The sequence below is a fragment of the Thermovirga sp. genome (assembly GCF_017656375.1).
Classification (GTDB): Bacteria; Synergistota; Synergistia; order Synergistales; family Thermovirgaceae; genus Thermovirga.
This window is the reverse complement of sequence record NZ_JACDOB010000001.1, coordinates 90676-109312: the sequence shown is the minus strand read 5'-3', so window position 1 is coordinate 109312 and position 18637 is coordinate 90676. Positions and strand designations below refer to the sequence as shown.

Here is an 18637-nt window from a genome sequence, read left to right as displayed (position 1 = left end):
AATATGTACAAGATAGCTTTGATAGGTGCAACGGGTAGCGTGGGAAGTGCCGTTTTAAGGGTTATAGAAACTTATCCGCAAGTTTTTTCCTTATATTCTGCAGCAGCATATCGTAACATTGAAAAGTTAATAAGTATATGCAAAAAATTTAATGCCAAAAACGCATATTTATATGAGAGTAAAAAATATGATATGGATAAAGATGATATTTTTGGAATAAACTTGAAAACGGGCTCTGAAACATTGGAGGAAATGGTATGTGACCCTAATATTGATAAAGTTATATTTGCCTCTTCCGGCGTAGCTTCATTAAAGGCCCTGATTTTAGCGTTAAAAAGCGGCAAAGATGTACTAATAGCCAACAAAGAGAGCCTTATAGTCGGTGGCAAATGGATAAAGGAAAGCATTAAGCATGATAACCAGTTGTTGCCGCTAGACAGTGAACATAATGCTATATGGCTATGTCTTGGTAAAAGCTGTAGGGCCTCAGATGTAAGAAGGATGTTCATTACCGCTTCTGGGGGTCCTTTCCTGAATTATCCTCTGGAAGCGTTGTCGGAAGTCAAACCTAAAGAAGCATTAAAACACCCTGTGTGGCAGATGGGAAACAAGATAACTATAGATAGCGCCACAATGATGAATAAAGGGCTGGAAATAATTGAAGCATCCATTTTGTTTAACATGCCCATTGATAGAATTGAAGGATTTATTCATCCTGAATCTAGGATTCACGGAGGAGTAGAGTTTATAGATGGTTCTGTATGTCTTGCTGCATTCTATCCAGACATGTTTTTACCAACTTTATATGCACTTTCTTATCCACAGAGGCTTAATGTTCCAGCGGAAGAGAAACCATTGGAATTGGGAACCCTTAACTTAAAACCAATAGACGAAAAACGATATCCTTGTTACTTTGTAGCTATTGAGGCAGCCCGAATGGGTGGTGCCTATCCTGCTCTTTTAGTTGGGGCTGATGAAGAAGCTGTAAATCTTTACATTAAAGGATCAATCACTTTTACTGAGATTCCTAAACTGATTAGAAAAACCCTTGATTCGTATAAAGGAGAAGAGCCTCAAACCTTGGAGGATGCCGTGGAACTAGTAAATATTGGAAGAACTTTAGCCAAGGAACAATTTAAAAAATATCTTTGATTCTAAGATGGGAGTGCAGTAAATGGTAATAAGTGCCTTATCTTTTCTTATTGTTATAGGTATATGTGTAATCTCTCATGAGTTTGGCCATTATATAACAGCTAAATGGAATGGTATTCAGGTCCATGAGTTCTCTTTTGGAATGGGGCCTTGCATCTACCAAAAAAAAGTAGGAGAGACTGTTTGGTCTTTGAGGAGTATTCCCATTGGTGGGTTTGTCAGGCTTGCTGGTATGGGAGAAGAAAAAGAAGGGGAGCAAGTACTACCAGGAATGGATTTTGGAGGGAAACCAGCATGGAGAAGATTCATAGTTCTTGCAAGCGGGTCAATTGCTAATATCGTTATCGCCATATTATTAACAGCGTTCTTACTATCAACTCACGGAGTTTTAGATTTAAATTCGACGAAAATAGGAAATGTGCTCAAAGGCTATCCTGCTGAGAAATATGGATTAGAAAAAGGTGACATCATAATTGAGGTTGGGAACCGAGCTGTAGAGAACTGGAAAGAGATGTCTGAAGCTATAAGAAATATCGGAAACAAGCCTGGACCAGTGAAAATAAAGATAAAAAAAGAAGGCAAAGTTAAAGAGATATTCGCAGAAATACCGGTTGATCCAGAATATGGATATCCACTGTTGGGGATACAGCCAGCTAGGGTAACATACAATCCTATATCTGCTGTTTTCAAATCTGTAGATTATATATGGGGGTTTAGTGTACAAATATTAGAAGGGATCGTCAGGTGGATAACTGGTAGATCGGATGTCTCTGTCACAGGGCCTTTAGGTATAGCTACCATGGCAGGACAAGCAGCCAAGGAAGGATTTTGGAGCTTTGTATCTTTCCTTGCGCTAATCAATCTGCACTTGGGGGTATTAAATTTGTTCCCCTTCCCAGCGCTTGATGGTGGCAGATTGATCATAGTTGCTGCAGAAATGGTGTTTAGGAGAAGAATACCGGAAAAGTGGGAGCAATATATACATTTAGTGGGGTTTATCGTATTGCTTTCTTTATTGGTTGCCGTAACATGGAAGGACTTAGTAAAAATCTTAACGCATGGAGGGAACTGAGTTATAGATATGAAAAAGCATAATAGTAGATGTGTTTTCATAAACAAAATGGGAATAGGTGACAACTACCCAGTCAGAGTAGAAAGTATGCTTAAAGTCCCTTTAAACAGAAGGGATGCAATTTTATCCGAAGTCAAAAAGCTGAAAGAAGTTGGTTGCGAACTACTGCGAGTTGCCTTTCCTTCATTAGACCTAAAACAGGATTTGGATTATTTAGTAAAGGAAGCCACTATTCCGATTATGGCAGACATACACTTTGACGGCAATCTAGCTTTGGCAGCAATGGAATCAGGGTGCCCTTCGATAAGAATAAATCCAGGCAACATGAAAAACAAAAAAGCTTTGCGCGAGATCATAAGCATGGCAAAAGACAAGGGAGTAGTAATAAGAATTGGGGTCAATGGAGGTTCTTTGGCTTCTAGCTTTTACGAAAAGGCTCAAGGCGATGAAGCCCTTGCCTTAGTCCTGGCAGTGAAAGAGCAAATAAATCTTATGCAGGACGAGGATTTTGAGGATCTAATAATTTCCGCAAAAGCCACCTCGGTAAAAGCAACTTTGAAAGCTAACACTTTGCTAAGACAACTATATCCTTATCCATTACATATTGGCATAACAGAAGCCGGTCCAGGGCTCCATGGAATAGTTAAAAGTAGTGTTGGCATTGCTTTAATGTTATCCCAAGGGATAGGCGATACTATAAGAGTAAGTCTCACTGCTTCTTCAGTGGAAGAAGTAAAAGTAGGTCAAGAAATATTACAAGCTCTAGGAATTAGGCGTTTCCGAGCGGACCTTATATCCTGTCCCACCTGTGGCAGGAAAAGGGTAGATGTCAATATGCTTGTTGAGGCAATAGAACCTGCTCTAGGGAAACTCCCAAAAGATTGGACAGTAGCGGTTATGGGCTGTGAAGTTAACGGGCCCAAAGAAGCATCCGGCGCGGATTTTGGAATCGCAGGAACACAAAGTGGTGTAGTGTTTTTCCAAAAGGGCAAAGTAATTGGCAGATGTTCGGTAGAAGAGATAGCAAGCTATGTTAAGTCCATTATTGAAGGTTTCTAATGAATTTAAATTTCCCACGATGTAAATTGATTAATTGACATGTACAACTGTGACGTTATAATTATTCCGTTTTTTTAAAAGACCCACCATATAAAATAACTAGGAGGCAGTAGAAATGTTGCCAATACCTGAGAAATTCACGTTGTCTGTTGGAAAGGGAGAAGGCAAGGAAAAACTTACGGCTTTCGATGCAGCTTTACTTGATGCCGGCATTGGCAATATGAACCTTTTACGAGTTAGCAGTGTCCTTCCTCCCCGGTGTGTGTATGTAGGCGATCTTGATATGCCTTTGGGCTCTCTTCTGCCAATAGCATATGGATCCATAACTAGTGATGTTCCAGGAGAAACCATAGCTGCGGCTATTGGGGTTGGGATCCCAGATGATCCTGATAGTTTTGGTATGATAATGGAATTTTCAGGTTTTTGTAAAGCTGATGAAGCCGCCCAGAAAGTGGAAAGTATGGTTGTAGAAGCCTTTGACATGAGAAGCTTGAAACTCAAAGAAGTAAAGGTAAAAGCTATAGACCATATCGTTAAAGTATGTGGTTCAGTAATAGCTTCATGCCCTCTCTTTTACGACTACAGAAATAAAAAAATTTAAGTGAAGTGGCTGGTGAAAAATGGAAAAGAGAACAGCTGACCTTTGGGTTACTGAATATCAAACAGGCAATATGCGTTTGGGGCTGCGGTTGAAGGAAATACTATGTAATAAACAGACCCCTTATCAGCACCTCTTAGTTGTTGATACCTTTGAGTATGGCAAGGTTATGTTGTTGGATGGTGCTATCCAAATAACTGAAAAGGACGAGTTTACGTATCATGAAATGATGGCTCACGTTTTAATGTGCTCCCATCCAAACCCACAAAGAGTTCTAGTCGTAGGAGGAGGAGACGGCGGAACGGTTAGAGAAGTTGTCAAACACCCCTCTCTAGAGAAAGTTTTCTTAGTAGATATAGATGAAGAGGTAATCAACGCATCCAGGAAGTATTTCCCGTCAGTAAGCAGTGAACTTGATAATGAGAAAGTAGAAATAAAACCTATGGATGCAATTAAGTTTATCAAAAAAATGAGAGATTATTTTGATGTGGTCATTGTAGATAGCACCGATCCTGTAGATTTTGCCGCTGGACTTTTCAAAAGTGATTTTTACATGGATGTCTTCAACGCCCTAAGAGACAATGGTATGATGATAGCTCAAACAGAATCTCCTTTTGCTGAAGCAGATATTGTCAAGGGTGCTTATGATGAGATGTCAAAAGTGTTCCCTATCGTAAAGCTTTGTTGGGGTGCCATGCCTACCTATCCAACTGGCATGTGGACTTATACAGTAGGAAGTAAAGGGCCAGACCCATCTAAACCCCTTAGAGATGTTCCTGTTGAGACAAGGTACTACAGCCGTTCGATACATGAAGCTTCTTTCGTTCTGCCTAGATTTGTAAGGGAACTTTTAAGTGAGGAGGAAGGTAAGTAAAGTTGAAAAAATTTATTTCCTCCAGAGCTTCGGGACTTGAGAAAGCTCAATGGATATTGATGGGGTTACCTCTGGACAGTACTGTTTCTAGACAACCTGGAAGTAGTAAGGGGCCTCAAGTCATAAGAGATGAGTCATGGAGCCTCGAGACATTTAGCTTTTGCTTAGAAAAGGATCTTGAAAACATCGGTTTTGTAGACATAGGCGATTTAGTTTTGCAATGCAGACCTGTAGATGTTGCATTAGATGTTATTTACAAAGTGGCAAAGCATTTTTTCAAAAAAGGGAAAAAAGTGCTTTCTTTTGGGGGGGAGCACTTGGTCTCTTATGGTGTAATAAAAGCAGCAGCAGAAATTAATCCAGGATTGTGTGTTGTTCATTTGGATGCCCACGCGGATTTGAGAGACACCTACCATGGAGAAAAATTCACTCATGCTACTGTAATGAGAAGAGTCGCTGAGGAGTGCCTAGATACTCCTCAAAGCTTGTTTCAGTTTGGGATTAGGTCTGGCACCTCTGAAGAGTATGAGTGGGCTAGAAAGCACACCAGGTTATTTGCGGGCAATGACATATTACCAGCTTTTGAGAAGACTATTTCTAAACTAAAGGATAAGCCTATCTATATAAGCTTAGACATTGATGTTTTTGATCCTTCTGTGGCTCCAGGTACAGGAACCCCTGAACCTGGGGGTATCAGTAATTATATGGAGTTATTTCGTTTTATAAAGAAGATGGAACATCTTAATGTGATAGGGATGGATATCGTAGAAGTTTCTCCGCTGCTTGATATTAATAATATAACCTCAGTGTTGGCAGCCAAAATAGCAAGGGATGCATTACTTTTATGGGGGGTGGAAAAGGTTGTTTGAGACGTCTTCTAGCTTAGGTACACATATATTGGTTGAAGCGTATGATTGTGAACCTGAAAAACTGGATAACTTGAAAGGCGTACAGTCCGCGATGGTGGAAGCTGCAGAATTAGCGGGGGCAACAGTTTTGGATGTTGCATTTAGGCAATTTGCTCCCCAAGGGATAAGCGGAGTAGTAATTATCTCTGAATCTCACCTAACTATACATACATGGCCTGAGTTTGGTTATGCAGCAATAGACCTTTTTACTTGTGGCACTAAAGCTGACCCGTGGAAGGCATTTAAATATATCACGAGCTACCTTAAGGCAAAAAAGGTTACGACCATGGAACTAAAACGGGGATCTTTGCCTCTTGAGCTATCAGAACAAAGGTTGAATATAGATAAGTTAGATAGCGAATTAACCGAAGTGGAAGGCAGGGTTTAAACTCTGCCTTCCACTTTTCTGTACATTTTCTCCATAGTGCATTTTGCGGGATTTTGTTTTATAATAATCAGAGATAAAAATAAACTCTAAAACTGATTTGGTTTATTAGAGGAGGAGAAAAATGGAAGGAGATAGGATTTTCAGTATTACCTCGGAAATAGGTCGCCTCAAGAGAGTTATGCTGCACAGACCTGGCCGAGAACTTGAGCGGCTTACTATCGATAACAAAGATGAATTGTTATTTGATGATATTTTATGGGTAGAAGAAGCACAGAAGGAGCATGATGCTTTTGCAGACCTTTTAAGAGATAACGGTGTGGAAGTAGTCTATTTCAAAAATTGTCTATCTCACATACTTAAGGACGAAAACATAAGAAAATCTTTATTGGAAGATGTCATAGCCCTAGAAGCCCTCGACATCCCGCTTTCAACGGCGTTATTGAGCGAGCTAATGTCCATACCAGCAGATGAGCTGGCGGAAGTATTGATTGCTGGGCTAACTAAGAAAGAAGCATTACAGATGCTTAGCCCTTGTACTAGTTTAGTTCTGAATTCTATGGATAGCTATGATTTTTTGATTCGCCCAGTACCCAATCTTTACTTTCAAAGAGATCCCTACAGTTTCGTGCAAGAGGGTGTAATAGTGAGCGTAATGAATTTTGAGGCCAGAAAAAAAGAACCGTTATATGCTAAGTATATATTCGAAAACCACCCTTATTTTAATGGCCTCAAAATTTTTTACGGAAATCAGGCTAGAGACACATATCCCTATCACATAGAAGGAGGAGATGTACTAGTACTTTCTGATAAAGTGGTCGCTATTGGAATAAGTCAGCGAACTTCAGCAGGAACAGCCCAAATAGTGGGTAGCCGATTGGCCAAGAACTCTTCTGTCAAAACTATATTAGCTTTTGACATCCCTAAAACTAGGGCTGCCATGCATTTGGACACCGTCTTCACCATGGTGGATAACGATGCTTTTACTGTTTACCCTGGGCTCTCAGAAACGCTGCGGATATGGGAACTCAAATACGAAGAGAATGGTACTTTAGTCGCTATAGAGGAGCACAACAATTTGAAAGAGTGCATAAAGAAGGTTTTTGATATCAGTAACGTTCGTTTTATAGAAACTGGAGGAGGCGATCCTATAGCTGCTGCTAGAGATCAGTGGAATGATGGAACTAATACTCTAGCACTTAAGCCAGGAGTTGTCGTTACTTATAGGCGTAACGTTGCATCAAATAGGGCGTTACGAGAGAATGGGATAAAGGTTTTTGAAATAAAAGGGGCCGAATTAGGAAGAGGAAGGGGAGGCCCAAGATGTATGAGTATGCCCATTTGTAGAGAATAAACTTATAAAAAATTTAAAATAAATAAATATTTTAGGAGGGAAAACAAATGGCAGTAAATTTAAAAGGAAGGCATTTTCTCACACTTTTGGATTTTACTTCGGAAGAAATAGAATATCTTATTGACCTTTCAGCTTCTCTTAAACTGAAGAAGCGCGCTGGTATAAAAGGGAACGCGTTGGAAGGAAAAAGCGTAGCACTTTTGTTTGAAAAACCTTCGACAAGAACCCGTTGTGCCTTTACCGTTGCTTGTATAGACGAAGGGGGACACCCAGAATACTTAGGGAAAAACGATATTCAGTTAGGACATAAAGAAAGCGTAAAAGATACCGCTAGGGTTCTCGGTAGAATGTTTGATGGCATTCAATTTAGAGGATTCAAGCAGGAAACCGTAGAGGAGCTTGCTAGATATGCAGGTGTACCAGTATGGAACGGTCTGACCGATATGTATCATCCAACACAAATATTAGCTGACTTCTTGACAATAAAAGAGAACTTTGGCTATTTAAAAGGTATAAAGCTAGTCTTTGTTGGTGACGGCAGAAATAATATGGCTAATTCCATGATGATAGGCTCAGCTAAGCTTGGCTTACATTTTGCTATAGCATCTCCAGAGGGCTTGAGGCCTTCAGGTGAACTGATTAAGAAGTGCCAAGAGTTTAATGAAGTTTCTGGTGGCACTATCGAGTTTTTTGAAGATCCCAAAGAAGCAGTAAAAGGTGCTCATGCTATATATACAGATGTGTGGGCTTCTATGGGTGAGGAGGCTAAGCTCGCCGAGCGTATTGCTTTATTGAAACCTTATCAAGTTAACAAAGATTTGATGGCTGCTACAGGTCGTAAGGATACTATCTTTTTGCACTGCTTACCTGCTGTCAAAGGCAACGAGGTAACAGAAGAAGTATTCGAGTCACCGCAATCCAAAGTTTTCGATGAAGCAGAAAACAGACTTCACACCATAAAGGCGGTAATGGTTGCTACAATAGGCAATGTATAAAACAGCTAAAAAAGTTTAGAAGTGGGGGGGTGAAACCACATGTCCCAAAATAAAAAAACGCGGGTTTTCCGCTGTGCTATGTGCGGAGAGACATTCACCGTTGAAGGAGATAACCCTGAGATAAAATGTCCCAAATGCAGATCTAGGGCGGTAATCCTTGAATCTGGAGATTCTGTAGGTAAGAAGGGTTGTTCTCCATCAGGTTGAGGCATATAAACGATAGGCCGCCTGGAAGGCGGCCTTAATATTTTTATACTATTGCGGTAAAAACGGGATTGGTATGATAAACGCTTTTTAGGCCATTTAAGGCATCTATAAATTTTTTCACACTAGCAGATGAACCTTTTAATACCACTACTTCAAAACAGTGGTCATGATCTATGTGAATATGAGTAGAACATATTATTATATCGCTAAAATCATGTTGCAACGAAGTTAATTCCTGTGCGGTATCATGAGAGTGGTGGTCATAGATAAGTGTAACCGTGCCATAAACTTCTTTTGTCCCTTCCTCCCAGTAGGTTTCTGAAATATAATTACGTATTAGTTGTCTTAGTACATCGGATCTGCTGGTATGTCCTTTTTTTTCTATCCAACGGTCAAACTCTTCCAACAAGGATTCTGGTAGCGATATACTAAAGCGGGCTAAGCGTTCCATTGTAATCCTCCTTTTGTTGTCGAGACTTTTATGTTAAGAGGTGAATAACATATGTTTGTTAAATCTCTTTCAGTATCAATTATCCAATGCAGAACAAAATATGGCAACCTGAATCAACTAAAACACACCATAACAAGTATCTTTAGCAAAAAGAACAATGAATGTGACCTCATATTGATGCCTGAATTCTTATTTCCATCACCTATAGACTGTCAAGAAATTGAAGGCAGTTTAATAACCTACCTGCAGAGCTATGCAGAATTAATGGGAAGTTGGATTGTCTGTGGAAGTGTGCCATGCATAAGCCCTAAAGGGCTCACTCAAAGAACCTACGTTATAAACGATGCTGGCGCAATTGCAGGATACTATGATGAAATTCATCCTGGACCTATTAATATAAGGGCAGATAGCTTTGTCTCAGGAAGTTCGCCTTTTTTGTTCGATATGGGAGGTACAAAGTTAGCTATTGCTACGGCAAATGATTTATGTTTCCCAGAATTTATAAGATCCATGGCACTAGCTGAAGTAGCTGTAATATGTTTGCCTGTATTTTGCCCCATTGAGTTAAAAGATGTTTTATTATCTATGCTACGAAGCAGGGCCTTTGAAAATGGGGTTTTTATGTTATTAAGCAGCGGGCTGGAAGAATTAACGACTGCTGTAGGGCCAGATGGCACAATAATTACAACAGAAGAGTTACCCTATAGTCCTTTTGGAGAAATAAATGTTGAAATTGATCTGCTAAAAGCTAAGAAGATGTTGAACTTTGCTTACAATAGATATGCCAGAAAAGACATATATTTTCCTTTATAAACTATAAAAGTTGCCCAAGGGCATGGCTAGTTTAGGATGTGGAAAAGTCTATACTGTCTTTGTAAGGTTCCAACAAAGATGGATCATCTAGAGCCGAGCGTATTTCCTCGAAATTTCCGAAAGGCCTTTTGAGGACTAAACGTTTTGCCCTAGATTTCCCTATGCCAGGTAAAGCTTCATAAGTTGCAAGAGTGCATGTGTTTATCTTTAAGGGGCAAGGTATTCCTGTTACAGACCTTCTTCCATGTCCCGTTATTAAAACTTCAGGGAGAACCTCACCAACCTTCACACCCTCCGCTATTACACCAACTAGTAACGGGTAGCTTCCCAAAGTACGTCCATAGCAGATAGTACCACTTATTTCTTCAATTTTTACGTCTTTAATTATCGTCCCAGCAGGAACAACCCTACTTAAAAAAACAGTATCGACCTCCTTCCTTACCCACTCTTTCCATTGACGGAAGTCTTTGTTTTTGATTTTACTAGGATGGTTTTTTATTATTTGGGATAGATACGTATTTCCCAAATTTATAACCTGGCGTATATTGATCCGGCGCACTGAAAGTCCAGTATTTATAAGCTCTTCCAAAAACTTTCTATTTATGTTTAATGACTCTCGATCTTCCCCAGGTAAACCGTAGAGAAAATTGAGCCCCGGCAACAGAGTAGGCAAACCTTTAGGTCTTTTGGTGTAATTGCCAATTTGATTTATTAACCTTACTGCGAACAGGGCTCCTTCATAATCAACCTTCAAATTATTTAGCTTAATTACCTTAGGGTCTAAATTTTCCAAGCCAAGGGAAAGCACATCACCTTCAGTGTTGTACATAGAAATTTTTTCCAATGCTCGAGCGGACTCATCAGGATAATTTACTATGCTCAGGGGGTTGCAATTATCAGTATGGAGGACCTTGAGGCCTGGGGCGTGCTCCCTAATAGATGAATATAATTCTTCTATAGCGACGTAGTTAGGCACTATTCCTTTATCCTTCACAGCACCTCCGTATGCAAGAATATTTGCACATCTTCCCAATCTGAAAGCCTTAACTCCGCATTGAGAAAGGGCCTTAATTTCTAACGAAATACAATTAATAGGCCTTTCATCATATTTTCTAATTGTTCCCTCTGAACAAAAACTACAATGACCTTTCAACCTATCGCAGCCACGAGAGAGCTCCATTTCCGCTATTATCCAGGGATACCATGGATGTCTTTTTACGACTTCTGCCCCTAAACGAGCCCAAAGGGAAAAATCGTGGTCATACATTCTCTTTTTATAAGGGTCTATTTCTCCTATCTTTAAAAAGTTGCTCAACACTGCCTCTATGTCTCCACGACAAAAACAATCAACACCATCTAAATGTAATTCTATAGCTTTAGTACCACCCCTCAGGCTATATCCATGTGAAATGGGCCCACCTAAAAAAAGGAGCCCTTTTCTGGGCATATTGGCTAATTGCTTTATTTCAGCTAGAGTTAAAGGGGAGCCCCCCCTGTAGCGCCCAGGTACTGTCATGCCGGCTATTATCACGATAATATGGGATTCTTTTACAGCAATTTCCCTATCATCGGCGTTTCGCCAGGAATCCGCTGTCTCGTATCTTATTTCATAGTTGTTTTCGGCTAGAACACCATAAACATATCTAACATATGGAGATATATAAGGAGGTACTCCAAAACATGCTGGCTCGTCTACATATCCATCTAGCAACAAAGCTTTTAGTCCCATCGTTTTCCTCCAATAAAAAAGCTATTACCTATGATAGAATATCACGTGTTGCATATTGCTCAAGTAGTTAGTATTGCCGTTTAAAACAAAGAGGTGAATGAATTATGATTTACAGAGATCCAGCATTTTTAGCTAGTAGAATAGGGAAGTGGCTATCCTTAAAAATTAAAGAGGCAAATAAAACAGGAGGAATAGTAGGCCTCAGTGGAGGAGTAGATTCAGCTGTTGTGGCTGCCTTGTTAAGAAGGATTTGCGGCAAGAACATGTTAGCCATGATATTGCCGTGCCAGAGTCTTGCTTCCGATATAGAGGATGCCCGGCTCGTAGCAGAAAGCCTTGATATTCCCTATCTGGAACTAGACCTTACCCCAGTTTACGAGACCATGATGGAAAAGGCAGAGGCCATAGAAGGTCCATTCAAAAGGCTTTCGGCCGCCAACGTCAAACCAAGGCTTAGGATGACAACCCTTTACCTTTTCGGACAACAAAGGAATCTGCTAGTATGTGGAACGGGAAATAAAGCAGAGATAACGATGGGTTATTTTACGAAACATGGAGATTCTGGGGTAGATGTTTTACCCTTGGGAGATTTGCTCAAAGGGGAGGTCTTTAAATTAGCAGAATATTTAGGTGTGCCAGAAAGGATATACAAAAAGCCACCCTCTGCTGGATTATGGGAAGGCCAAACTGATGAAGAGGAAATGGGGATAAGCTATCATATGTTAGATATGTATTTGGCGGGGAAAGAAGTCCCGTCGGAAGTCGTTGCTAAGATAGAAATGGCAAGTTCTAGAGCAGAACATAAAAGGAAAACTCCTCCTATCTGCAAGATAGGCAATTAACTTAATTGTATAGAGGTGATTAATTATGGCAGGTCATTCCAAATGGGCTAATATAAAGCACAGGAAAGCAGCCCAAGATGCAAAGAAAGGTAGAGAATTTCAAAAACATATACGCGCTATAATGGTTGCGGCCAGAGAAGGGGGAGCTGACCCAGCGCTTAATATTAGACTCAAGGCCGCTTTGGAAAGGGCTAGAGCAGCAAACGTGCCAAACGACAACATCGAAAAAGCTATTAAGAAAGGTATAGGCGATATCGAAGGGGTTAAATATGAGGAAGTAATCTACGAAGGTTATGGTACCTCAGGAGTCGCCGTGATGGTTGAAACGCTAACTGACAATAGAAATAGGACAGCTTCGGAAATGCGCTATATTTTTAGCAGAAATGGTGGTACGTTAGGCGAAACCGGCTGTGTTTCATGGCTGTTCGACCGAAAAGGCATTATTTGCGTAAAAGGAGAGAACCTTGATGAAGATGAGCTCCTTATGGCTTGTTTGGATGCCGGTGCAGAAGATATGACTACGACAGAAGAAGGCTATTCAATATCAACAGATCCTTCATTAATCTCTGAAGTAAGGGATGCATTGGAGAAAGCCGGATATCATGTGGTGAAAACAGAGATGGACATGATACCCAAGACTACGGTATCCATAACTTCTTCTGAGGATGCAGCAAAAATTTTAAAACTCATAGACGCGTTGGAAGATCATGATGATGTACAAAAAGTGTATGCCAACTTTGACATCCCTGATGATATTTTAGAGGGGATGGCAGGATAACTCATGTCGCTATGTTTGGGGCTAGATCCAGGCATAGGCAGGCTAGGATATGCTCTTGTAAGTAAAGAAGGCGACACATTCAAGGCGAGGGATTTTGGGTGTATAGAAACTTCTCCCAGGAAGCCGTTAATTGAACGCCTTGTAGATATTCATGTCGCATTGAATGATATGATGGTGGGGAATAACCCTGACTTAATGGCAATAGAAAAGCTTTTTTTTGGCAGAAATGCCACCACTGCCGAATTAGTGTATCAGGTGAGAGGAATTATACTTTTAAATGCAGGTATGCAAAGAATTCAAGTTGTGGAACCAAAACCTACGCAGATAAAAATGGCAATTTGCGGTCATGGCAGGGCAACGAAGAGGCAAATCCAGTTGATGGTTCAAAGAACGTTAGGGTTACCTAACCCCCCTACCCCTGATGATGTGGCAGACGCATTGGCGACAGCCGTTACGGGGCTGTTATTGTTCGAATTCGCTCGAAAAACAGGAGGTCCTATTGATGCTCCGCTATCTTGAAGGTACAGTTTTTGAAAAAAATCAAGACACTATTGGATTAATGGTAGGGGGATTTGGGTTTCTGATCCAATGTTCAAAGAAAATCATGGAAACTGCAGCAATAGGGGAACAGAGAGGTATTTATACTTATTTGCATATAAGCGAAAATGGCTTCAGCCTTTTTGGCTTTCAGGACGATGAAGAGCTTGAGGTGTTTCAGATGTTAGTAAAAGTAAAAGGGGTTGGAGCCAAGTTGGCCATGTCTTTTATGCGCTTTTTAGATTTACAAGAACTAACTAGGGCAATTGCTTTTTCGGAAGTAGCCTTTTTAACATCTGTTCCTGGAATAGGGAAAAAGACGGCCGAAAGGATTTGTTTCGAGCTGAAACAAAAAATGCTAAAACGAGGCGAGTCGCATCCAAATCTGGCTGTGGATGTTCAAATAGGCACCAGCGTTACTGAAGCACTAATATCGCTTGGATTTTCTCCAGTTGAAGCCACAAGAGCTATTCGCAAGGCCTTGGAGAAGACAGAAAATGTAAAATCAGAAGAGGAGCTGCTTCAGGCAGCGCTAAAAGAAATGCAAATTCATAAAACTTATGTTGAGTAGGAGTTGAAGGGATGGGGAAAAATGCCGAAAATCTTCTTGCTCCTTCTGGTAAACCCCAAGAGGATGAGTTAAAGCTACGCCCAAGAACACTAGAAGAATTTATTGGACAGGAAAAGATAAAAGAAAAGCTTCTTATTTACATTGAGGCAGCCAAAAGTAGGGGAGAGCCATTGGACCATTGCCTCCTCTATGGGCCTCCAGGTTTAGGAAAAACAACTATAGCAGGAATAATAGCCCATGAAATGAACGGGCAACTAAGAGTTACAACAGGTCCAGCCTTGGAAAGGCCTGGGGATTTGGCCGCGATTCTCACCAACCTACAACCAAACGATGTTTTGTTCATAGATGAAATACATAGACTTTCCTCTGTAGTGGAAGAAGTATTGTACCCAGGTATGGAAGATTACCACTTGGACATAATTGTAGGGAAAGGCCCCATGGCAAGAAATATACGGCTGCAATTGCCACCATTTACTCTTATCGGTGCCACCACTAGATTAGGGTTGCTGACATCTCCTTTACGTTCAAGATTCGGTATCGTGGAGCAGCTAACTTTGTACAGGCCTGAGGAGCTTGCAAAAATAGCGATAAGAGGAGCCGCGGTGCTTGGTGTAAAAATAACGGAAGAAGGAGCTTTGACCATAGGGAAAAGGTCTAGAGGAACCCCTAGAATTGCTCTACGGCTGTTGAAGAGAGTAAGAGATGTAGCTCAGGTAAAAAATTGCCATATCATTGACGGTACTCTAGCAGAGACGGCCCTCGAAATGTTGGGCATAGATTATATGGGGCTGGATGAAAGTGATAGGAAATATCTCAAAGTTATGATAAACCTGTTTAACGGCGGGCCAGTAGGGCTTACAACTTTGGCTGCAGCATTGAACGAAGAGCCTCAAACTATCGAAGATATATATGAACCGTTTCTTATTCAGTTAGGGCTTGTAGAAAAGACTCCCCGTGGTCGCAGGGCCACCGTGAAAAGTTATAAATACTTGGGGATTGAGCTAAATACATCAGTGTGGGAGCAAGAGCAATTGGATCTAGAAGGTTAACTCCATTCTCATCGAAAAAAGGGGGAATGGTTATGTTCAGCAGCATGGGGAAAATGTTTCTCGTTTTGGGTATTTTTCTTATTTTTATAGGTTTAATCCTGATCTTAATTGGGAATGTTAATTTCCCTTTTGGGAAATTACCAGGCGATATAGTGATAAAAAGGCCCAAAATTGTATTTATATTCCCCATAACGAGCATGATACTAGTAAGTATAATCTTGACATTGTTGCTTAACTTCTTTACAAGGTTTCTAAAATAGTTAGGAGAGAGAATGAGATAATGAAAAAACAGCATGGATTTCCAATAAAGCAATTAGTCAAATTAGCCAGCTACACTTCTATTTTTTTGGTTCTGTCATTTTTTTTAATTTTTCTATTTGCTCAAGAATCTGCCGCGAAAAATATCTATTTAAAGATTGGCCTTGCTACAAACCAGAAAACAGGCAGCATATCTTCCAAAAGCAGAATCTACTGCAAAGATGCTTCTGGTAGAACTTTAAAGGTCTCTGGGAGGATTTTGTTAAAAACACACTCTTTGTCATCTAAGAAAATATACATCAATAACAAGTGTCTCAGTTTACCTATAACGATTCATAGTAAAACCCCCATATATTGGAATAAGCGCCCTTACAGGGGATGGTTTAAACTTTACCCTTCCTCTAATGGGTTTAATGTAATAAATATAGTGGGGATAGAACAATATCTGAGAGGAGTTCTGAAGATGGAGGTTAACCCCTCTTGGGAAATGGAGGCTTTGAAGGCCCAAGCTATAGTAGCTAGAACTTATGCTTTAAGGAACAGAGGTAAACATCGATCTCAAGGATTCGACCTCTGTGCTTTGCCCCATTGCCAGGTTTACAGGGGAATAAACGCGGAAGATCCTAGAATAAATAAAGCTATAGCAAGCACAAAAGGTTTAGTCTTATATTATGGCAACAACCTAGCAGTAACGCCATATCATTCCGACAGCGGAGGATATACTGCCAATGTGTGGGAAGTATGGAGTGGCCACATGCCTTATCTTAAGGCCAAGAAAGAGCCTTTCTCATACGTATCTCCTTATTCTAACTGGAAAGTGATGATACCCCTTAGTGAATTAAAAGAGAAACTGAGAAAAAATAGAATAAGCGTCGGAGAAATAAGACATGTAAGTATACCTGAAAGGGATAAGGGCGGTAGGGCTGTTTCTGTCCTCATAGAAGGAACGAGAGGAAAAGTAAAGATTAAAGCTAGCAAGTTCAGGATAATTGTTGGTAGTAGTAAAGTAAAAAGCACCTATTTTAAAATAAACGGAAATAGCCAAAATGTTACAACCACAAATAATATTATAAATCAGCCCGTTGAAGAAGAGAAACTTTATGATCATGAAGGAGTTTTATTTGCCTCTTTCATCAAAAAAGGTGTTTTTTCTACAGAAGAATTGATGGACATGCTTGTTCACCCTGAAAAAAAACCTCATTACCTCAGACTAGCCCTACAGAGACAAAGTGGAATAAAAAGCAAGCATTCCTTTTCACGTTACTCAGCAAATGGTAAAGTTTTGATCCTGGAAGGTAAAGGGTGGGGACATGGTGTTGGCATGTCCCAGTGGGGAGCAAAAGCCATGGCAGAGCATGGATGGAACTTCAAGAAGATACTTATGTATTATTACCCTGGCACAAAACTCAGGAAAGTCTATTAAACGCAAAAAACGAGGTCGCGCTAGAATGAAGAGCAATCACGTACATGATTTATATAATCTTGCAAGGTATGATTATTCCCTTCCGAAAGAACTTATAGCACAGAGCCCTGCGGAACCTCGGGATACTTCACGCTTATTGGTTCTTCACAAGGATAGCGGGGAGATAGATCATTCTGTGTTCAAAGAGCTTCCTTCTTATTTAAACAAAGGAGATCTAATTGTCCTAAACAACACAAAAGTGATGGCAGCAAGAATTATTGGGAAAAAAGAAAAGGGAACAGCAGAAATAGAGATATTGCTTTTAAGACCTTTGAACTCAAATAATTTAGTGTGGGAAGCCCTCGTTCGGCCAGGAAAAAGAGTAAAACCTGGACAAAGAGTTTTATTACACGGGGGAGAAAAAATAGAAGTTGGAGAAGCATCATCTTCGGGTACCAGAAAAATAAAATTCTCAGAAGAGACTGATCCTTTCAAGATAATGGATCTATATGGCAAAATTCCTTTACCACCGTATATCCATTCTACTGAGGCGCCTCCTGATCGCTATCAAACAATATTCGCAAAGAAACTGGGCTCTGCTGCTGCGCCTACAGCAGGGTTGCATTTTACTCCTCGGGTATTTGACAAATTAAGGGAAAAAGGAATCCTAATAGCCCACGTTACCTTGCATGTAGGTATCGGGACCTTTAAGCCTATATCGGCCCCGGATGTACGGCAACATAAAATGCATGAGGAATTTTGTTCTATTTCGGAAGAAACAGCTAAAGTGATTAACGAGACTAAAAAAAGAGGGGGAAGGATTGTAGCTGTTGGAACTACTGTGGTAAGAACACTTGAGAGCATGGTAAACGCAGAGGGAATGACTGTGTCAGGTAGCGGCTGGACTCAGAAGTTCATCTATCCGGGATACGAATTTCGCATAGTAGATACAATGATAACCAATTTCCATCTTCCCAAAAGTTCCCTAATGTTATTGGTCTCTGCTTTTGCAGGGTATGAAAACACAATGAAAGCATACGAAGAAGCTATAAAACAGCGCTATAGATTCTATTCTTTTGGTGATGCCATGCTGATTATTTAAAGAGGGAGAATTCTTCTTCTATCCTATTTCTAAGCAACATCTTACTTTCTTCTCTTAAATTTGAGCTCAAATCGCTTGTTTCAATGTAAACGCCTATGCCGGGCCTTGAATCTACTTTCAACATGCCACTTTCTTTTATTTCTTTTAGCGCTCTATATGCAGTCCTATCCGATATGCCTACAAGTGACGCAATTTCGTTGAAGCAGCATCTATTTTCTCCCCATACTGCCTTCCTTAGTACATAACCAAGCAAAAGCAACCTTGCGCCAACAGATAGCGGCAGGGTCATCACATTTACTACAGCTGTGAATGTTTTTTCATTAAAACCTGTTGAAAATAGCCCCAAAACGCCGAGGTCATCCATTGTCTTGTGTGATTTGTTTGAAGATGCTATTGCCTTTTTTTGTAAGAGTTCATCCAATGCTTCTTCAAGGTTGTCCAATGCCTTTATGACACTAATCTCTTCTTTGCTCAAATTGCGTATCACCTCTCTTATATTTT

22 protein-coding genes are annotated in these 18637 nt (G+C 40.3%); 19 read left to right on the top strand and 3 right to left on the bottom strand.

The window, feature by feature from the left end; all coding sequences use genetic code 11:
* Positions 1-3 precede the first annotated feature (3 nt).
* From dxr to H0Z23_RS00515, 10 genes are all read left to right on the top strand, one after another.
* Positions 4-1152: a 1-deoxy-D-xylulose-5-phosphate reductoisomerase gene (dxr, locus tag H0Z23_RS00560; protein WP_296866761.1), complete on the top strand. Its 1149-nt coding sequence runs from the start codon at positions 4-6 to the stop codon at positions 1150-1152.
* A gap of 22 nt (positions 1153-1174) precedes the next feature.
* Positions 1175-2224 carry an RIP metalloprotease gene (locus H0Z23_RS00555; protein ID WP_296866757.1) on the top strand — a complete coding sequence of 350 codons (1050 nt, stop codon included), beginning with the start codon at positions 1175-1177 and terminating at the stop codon, positions 2222-2224.
* 9 nt (positions 2225-2233) lie between these two features.
* On the top strand, positions 2234-3283 hold the full coding sequence (gene ispG / locus H0Z23_RS00550; RefSeq protein ID WP_296866754.1) for a flavodoxin-dependent (E)-4-hydroxy-3-methylbut-2-enyl-diphosphate synthase: 1050 nt from the start codon (positions 2234-2236) through the stop codon (positions 3281-3283).
* A gap of 115 nt (positions 3284-3398) precedes the next feature.
* On the top strand, positions 3399-3884 hold the full coding sequence (locus H0Z23_RS00545; protein WP_296866751.1) for an arginine decarboxylase, pyruvoyl-dependent: 486 nt from the start codon (positions 3399-3401) through the stop codon (positions 3882-3884).
* Between the two features lie 19 nt (positions 3885-3903).
* On the top strand, positions 3904-4755 hold the full coding sequence (gene speE, locus H0Z23_RS00540; protein WP_296866749.1) for a polyamine aminopropyltransferase: 852 nt from the start codon (positions 3904-3906) through the stop codon (positions 4753-4755).
* 2 nt (positions 4756-4757) lie between these two features.
* Positions 4758-5624 (top strand): agmatinase, encoded by an 867-nt coding sequence (gene speB, locus H0Z23_RS00535; protein WP_296866747.1) that lies wholly within the window; start codon positions 4758-4760, stop codon positions 5622-5624.
* Positions 5617-6051 carry an adenosylmethionine decarboxylase gene (gene speD, locus H0Z23_RS00530; RefSeq protein ID WP_296866746.1) on the top strand — a complete coding sequence of 145 codons (435 nt, stop codon included), beginning with the start codon at positions 5617-5619 and terminating at the stop codon, positions 6049-6051. Before speB ends, speD begins: the two co-directional genes overlap by 8 nt.
* Before the next feature lie 121 nt (positions 6052-6172).
* Positions 6173-7402: an arginine deiminase gene (locus H0Z23_RS00525; protein WP_296866744.1), complete on the top strand. Its 1230-nt coding sequence runs from the start codon at positions 6173-6175 to the stop codon at positions 7400-7402.
* Positions 7403-7449: 47 nt separating this feature from the next.
* A complete protein-coding gene (gene argF / locus H0Z23_RS00520) occupies positions 7450-8397 on the top strand; it encodes an ornithine carbamoyltransferase (RefSeq protein WP_296866741.1) in 948 nt (315 codons plus the stop codon).
* 39 nt (positions 8398-8436) lie between these two features.
* Complete coding sequence (locus H0Z23_RS00515; protein ID WP_296866738.1) at positions 8437-8604, top strand: hypothetical protein; 168 nt, start codon at positions 8437-8439, stop codon at positions 8602-8604.
* 43 nt (positions 8605-8647) lie between these two features.
* On the opposite strand, the gene nikR is transcribed toward H0Z23_RS00515, so the two are convergent.
* Positions 8648-9055 (bottom strand): nickel-responsive transcriptional regulator NikR, encoded by a 408-nt coding sequence (gene nikR, locus H0Z23_RS00510; RefSeq protein ID WP_296866736.1) that lies wholly within the window; start codon positions 9053-9055, stop codon positions 8648-8650.
* A 51-nt stretch (positions 9056-9106) separates the two neighbouring features.
* Here nikR and H0Z23_RS00505 point away from each other — a divergent pair, with 51 nt between their 5' ends.
* Positions 9107-9868 carry a carbon-nitrogen hydrolase family protein gene (locus H0Z23_RS00505; RefSeq protein ID WP_296866734.1) on the top strand — a complete coding sequence of 254 codons (762 nt, stop codon included), beginning with the start codon at positions 9107-9109 and terminating at the stop codon, positions 9866-9868.
* Positions 9869-9899: 31 nt separating this feature from the next.
* Here H0Z23_RS00505 and H0Z23_RS00500 read toward each other — a convergent pair whose 3' ends face one another.
* On the bottom strand, positions 9900-11597 hold the full coding sequence (locus H0Z23_RS00500) for a radical SAM protein (protein ID WP_296866731.1): 1698 nt from the start codon (positions 11595-11597) through the stop codon (positions 9900-9902).
* A gap of 104 nt (positions 11598-11701) precedes the next feature.
* On the opposite strand from H0Z23_RS00500, the gene nadE reads away from it, so the two are divergent.
* The 8 genes from nadE to queA are packed head-to-tail and all read left to right on the top strand — an operon-like array spanning position 11702 to position 18136.
* On the top strand, positions 11702-12439 hold the full coding sequence (gene nadE, locus H0Z23_RS00495; RefSeq protein ID WP_296866728.1) for an NAD(+) synthase: 738 nt from the start codon (positions 11702-11704) through the stop codon (positions 12437-12439).
* A 25-nt stretch (positions 12440-12464) separates the two neighbouring features.
* Positions 12465-13217, top strand: coding sequence for a YebC/PmpR family DNA-binding transcriptional regulator (locus H0Z23_RS00490; protein ID WP_296866725.1), 753 nt, complete (start codon positions 12465-12467; stop codon positions 13215-13217).
* Positions 13218-13220: 3 nt separating this feature from the next.
* Positions 13221-13736, top strand: a complete 516-nt coding sequence (ruvC, locus tag H0Z23_RS00485) for a crossover junction endodeoxyribonuclease RuvC (RefSeq protein ID WP_296866723.1) — start codon at positions 13221-13223, stop codon at positions 13734-13736.
* The gene (gene ruvA, locus H0Z23_RS00480; protein ID WP_296866721.1) at positions 13720-14325 is read left to right on the top strand and encodes a Holliday junction branch migration protein RuvA; all 606 of its coding nucleotides are present in this window, start codon (positions 13720-13722) and stop codon (positions 14323-14325) included. The genes ruvC and ruvA overlap by 17 nt, the downstream gene beginning before the upstream one ends.
* Positions 14326-14336: 11 nt before the next feature.
* Positions 14337-15374 carry a Holliday junction branch migration DNA helicase RuvB gene (gene ruvB, locus H0Z23_RS00475; RefSeq protein ID WP_296866719.1) on the top strand — a complete coding sequence of 346 codons (1038 nt, stop codon included), beginning with the start codon at positions 14337-14339 and terminating at the stop codon, positions 15372-15374.
* Positions 15375-15400: 26 nt separating this feature from the next.
* Positions 15401-15634, top strand: a complete 234-nt coding sequence (locus H0Z23_RS00470; RefSeq protein ID WP_366928858.1) for a DUF2905 domain-containing protein — start codon at positions 15401-15403, stop codon at positions 15632-15634.
* A 20-nt stretch (positions 15635-15654) separates the two neighbouring features.
* Positions 15655-17055: a SpoIID/LytB domain-containing protein gene (locus H0Z23_RS00465; protein ID WP_296866717.1), complete on the top strand. Its 1401-nt coding sequence runs from the start codon at positions 15655-15657 to the stop codon at positions 17053-17055.
* 25 nt (positions 17056-17080) lie between these two features.
* The gene (gene queA, locus H0Z23_RS00460) at positions 17081-18136 is read left to right on the top strand and encodes a tRNA preQ1(34) S-adenosylmethionine ribosyltransferase-isomerase QueA (RefSeq protein ID WP_296866715.1); all 1056 of its coding nucleotides are present in this window, start codon (positions 17081-17083) and stop codon (positions 18134-18136) included.
* Here the strand turns inward: queA and H0Z23_RS00455 are convergent.
* Positions 18129-18611, bottom strand: coding sequence for an HTH domain-containing protein (locus H0Z23_RS00455; protein ID WP_296866713.1), 483 nt, complete (start codon positions 18609-18611; stop codon positions 18129-18131). The genes queA and H0Z23_RS00455 overlap by 8 nt on opposite strands.
* Positions 18612-18637: the final 26 nt, after the last annotated feature.

Coding starts and splice junctions, on each gene's coding strand:
- dxr (WP_296866761.1), top strand. CDS start 4: ATGTACAAGATAGCTTTGATAGGTGCAACGGGTAGCGTGGGAAGTGCC.
- H0Z23_RS00555 (WP_296866757.1), top strand. CDS start 1,175: ATGGTAATAAGTGCCTTATCTTTTCTTATTGTTATAGGTATATGTGTA.
- ispG (WP_296866754.1), top strand. CDS start 2,234: ATGAAAAAGCATAATAGTAGATGTGTTTTCATAAACAAAATGGGAATA.
- H0Z23_RS00545 (WP_296866751.1), top strand. CDS start 3,399: ATGTTGCCAATACCTGAGAAATTCACGTTGTCTGTTGGAAAGGGAGAA.
- speE (WP_296866749.1), top strand. CDS start 3,904: ATGGAAAAGAGAACAGCTGACCTTTGGGTTACTGAATATCAAACAGGC.
- H0Z23_RS00525 (WP_296866744.1), top strand. CDS start 6,173: ATGGAAGGAGATAGGATTTTCAGTATTACCTCGGAAATAGGTCGCCTC.
- argF (WP_296866741.1), top strand. CDS start 7,450: ATGGCAGTAAATTTAAAAGGAAGGCATTTTCTCACACTTTTGGATTTT.
- H0Z23_RS00515 (WP_296866738.1), top strand. CDS start 8,437: ATGTCCCAAAATAAAAAAACGCGGGTTTTCCGCTGTGCTATGTGCGGA.
- nikR (WP_296866736.1), bottom strand. CDS start 9,055: ATGGAACGCTTAGCCCGCTTTAGTATATCGCTACCAGAATCCTTGTTG.
- H0Z23_RS00505 (WP_296866734.1), top strand. CDS start 9,107: ATGTTTGTTAAATCTCTTTCAGTATCAATTATCCAATGCAGAACAAAA.
- H0Z23_RS00500 (WP_296866731.1), bottom strand. CDS start 11,597: ATGGGACTAAAAGCTTTGTTGCTAGATGGATATGTAGACGAGCCAGCA.
- nadE (WP_296866728.1), top strand. CDS start 11,702: ATGATTTACAGAGATCCAGCATTTTTAGCTAGTAGAATAGGGAAGTGG.
- H0Z23_RS00490 (WP_296866725.1), top strand. CDS start 12,465: ATGGCAGGTCATTCCAAATGGGCTAATATAAAGCACAGGAAAGCAGCC.
- ruvC (WP_296866723.1), top strand. CDS start 13,221: ATGTCGCTATGTTTGGGGCTAGATCCAGGCATAGGCAGGCTAGGATAT.
- ruvA (WP_296866721.1), top strand. CDS start 13,720: ATGCTCCGCTATCTTGAAGGTACAGTTTTTGAAAAAAATCAAGACACT.
- ruvB (WP_296866719.1), top strand. CDS start 14,337: ATGGGGAAAAATGCCGAAAATCTTCTTGCTCCTTCTGGTAAACCCCAA.
- H0Z23_RS00470 (WP_366928858.1), top strand. CDS start 15,401: ATGGTTATGTTCAGCAGCATGGGGAAAATGTTTCTCGTTTTGGGTATT.
- H0Z23_RS00465 (WP_296866717.1), top strand. CDS start 15,655: ATGAAAAAACAGCATGGATTTCCAATAAAGCAATTAGTCAAATTAGCC.
- queA (WP_296866715.1), top strand. CDS start 17,081: ATGAAGAGCAATCACGTACATGATTTATATAATCTTGCAAGGTATGAT.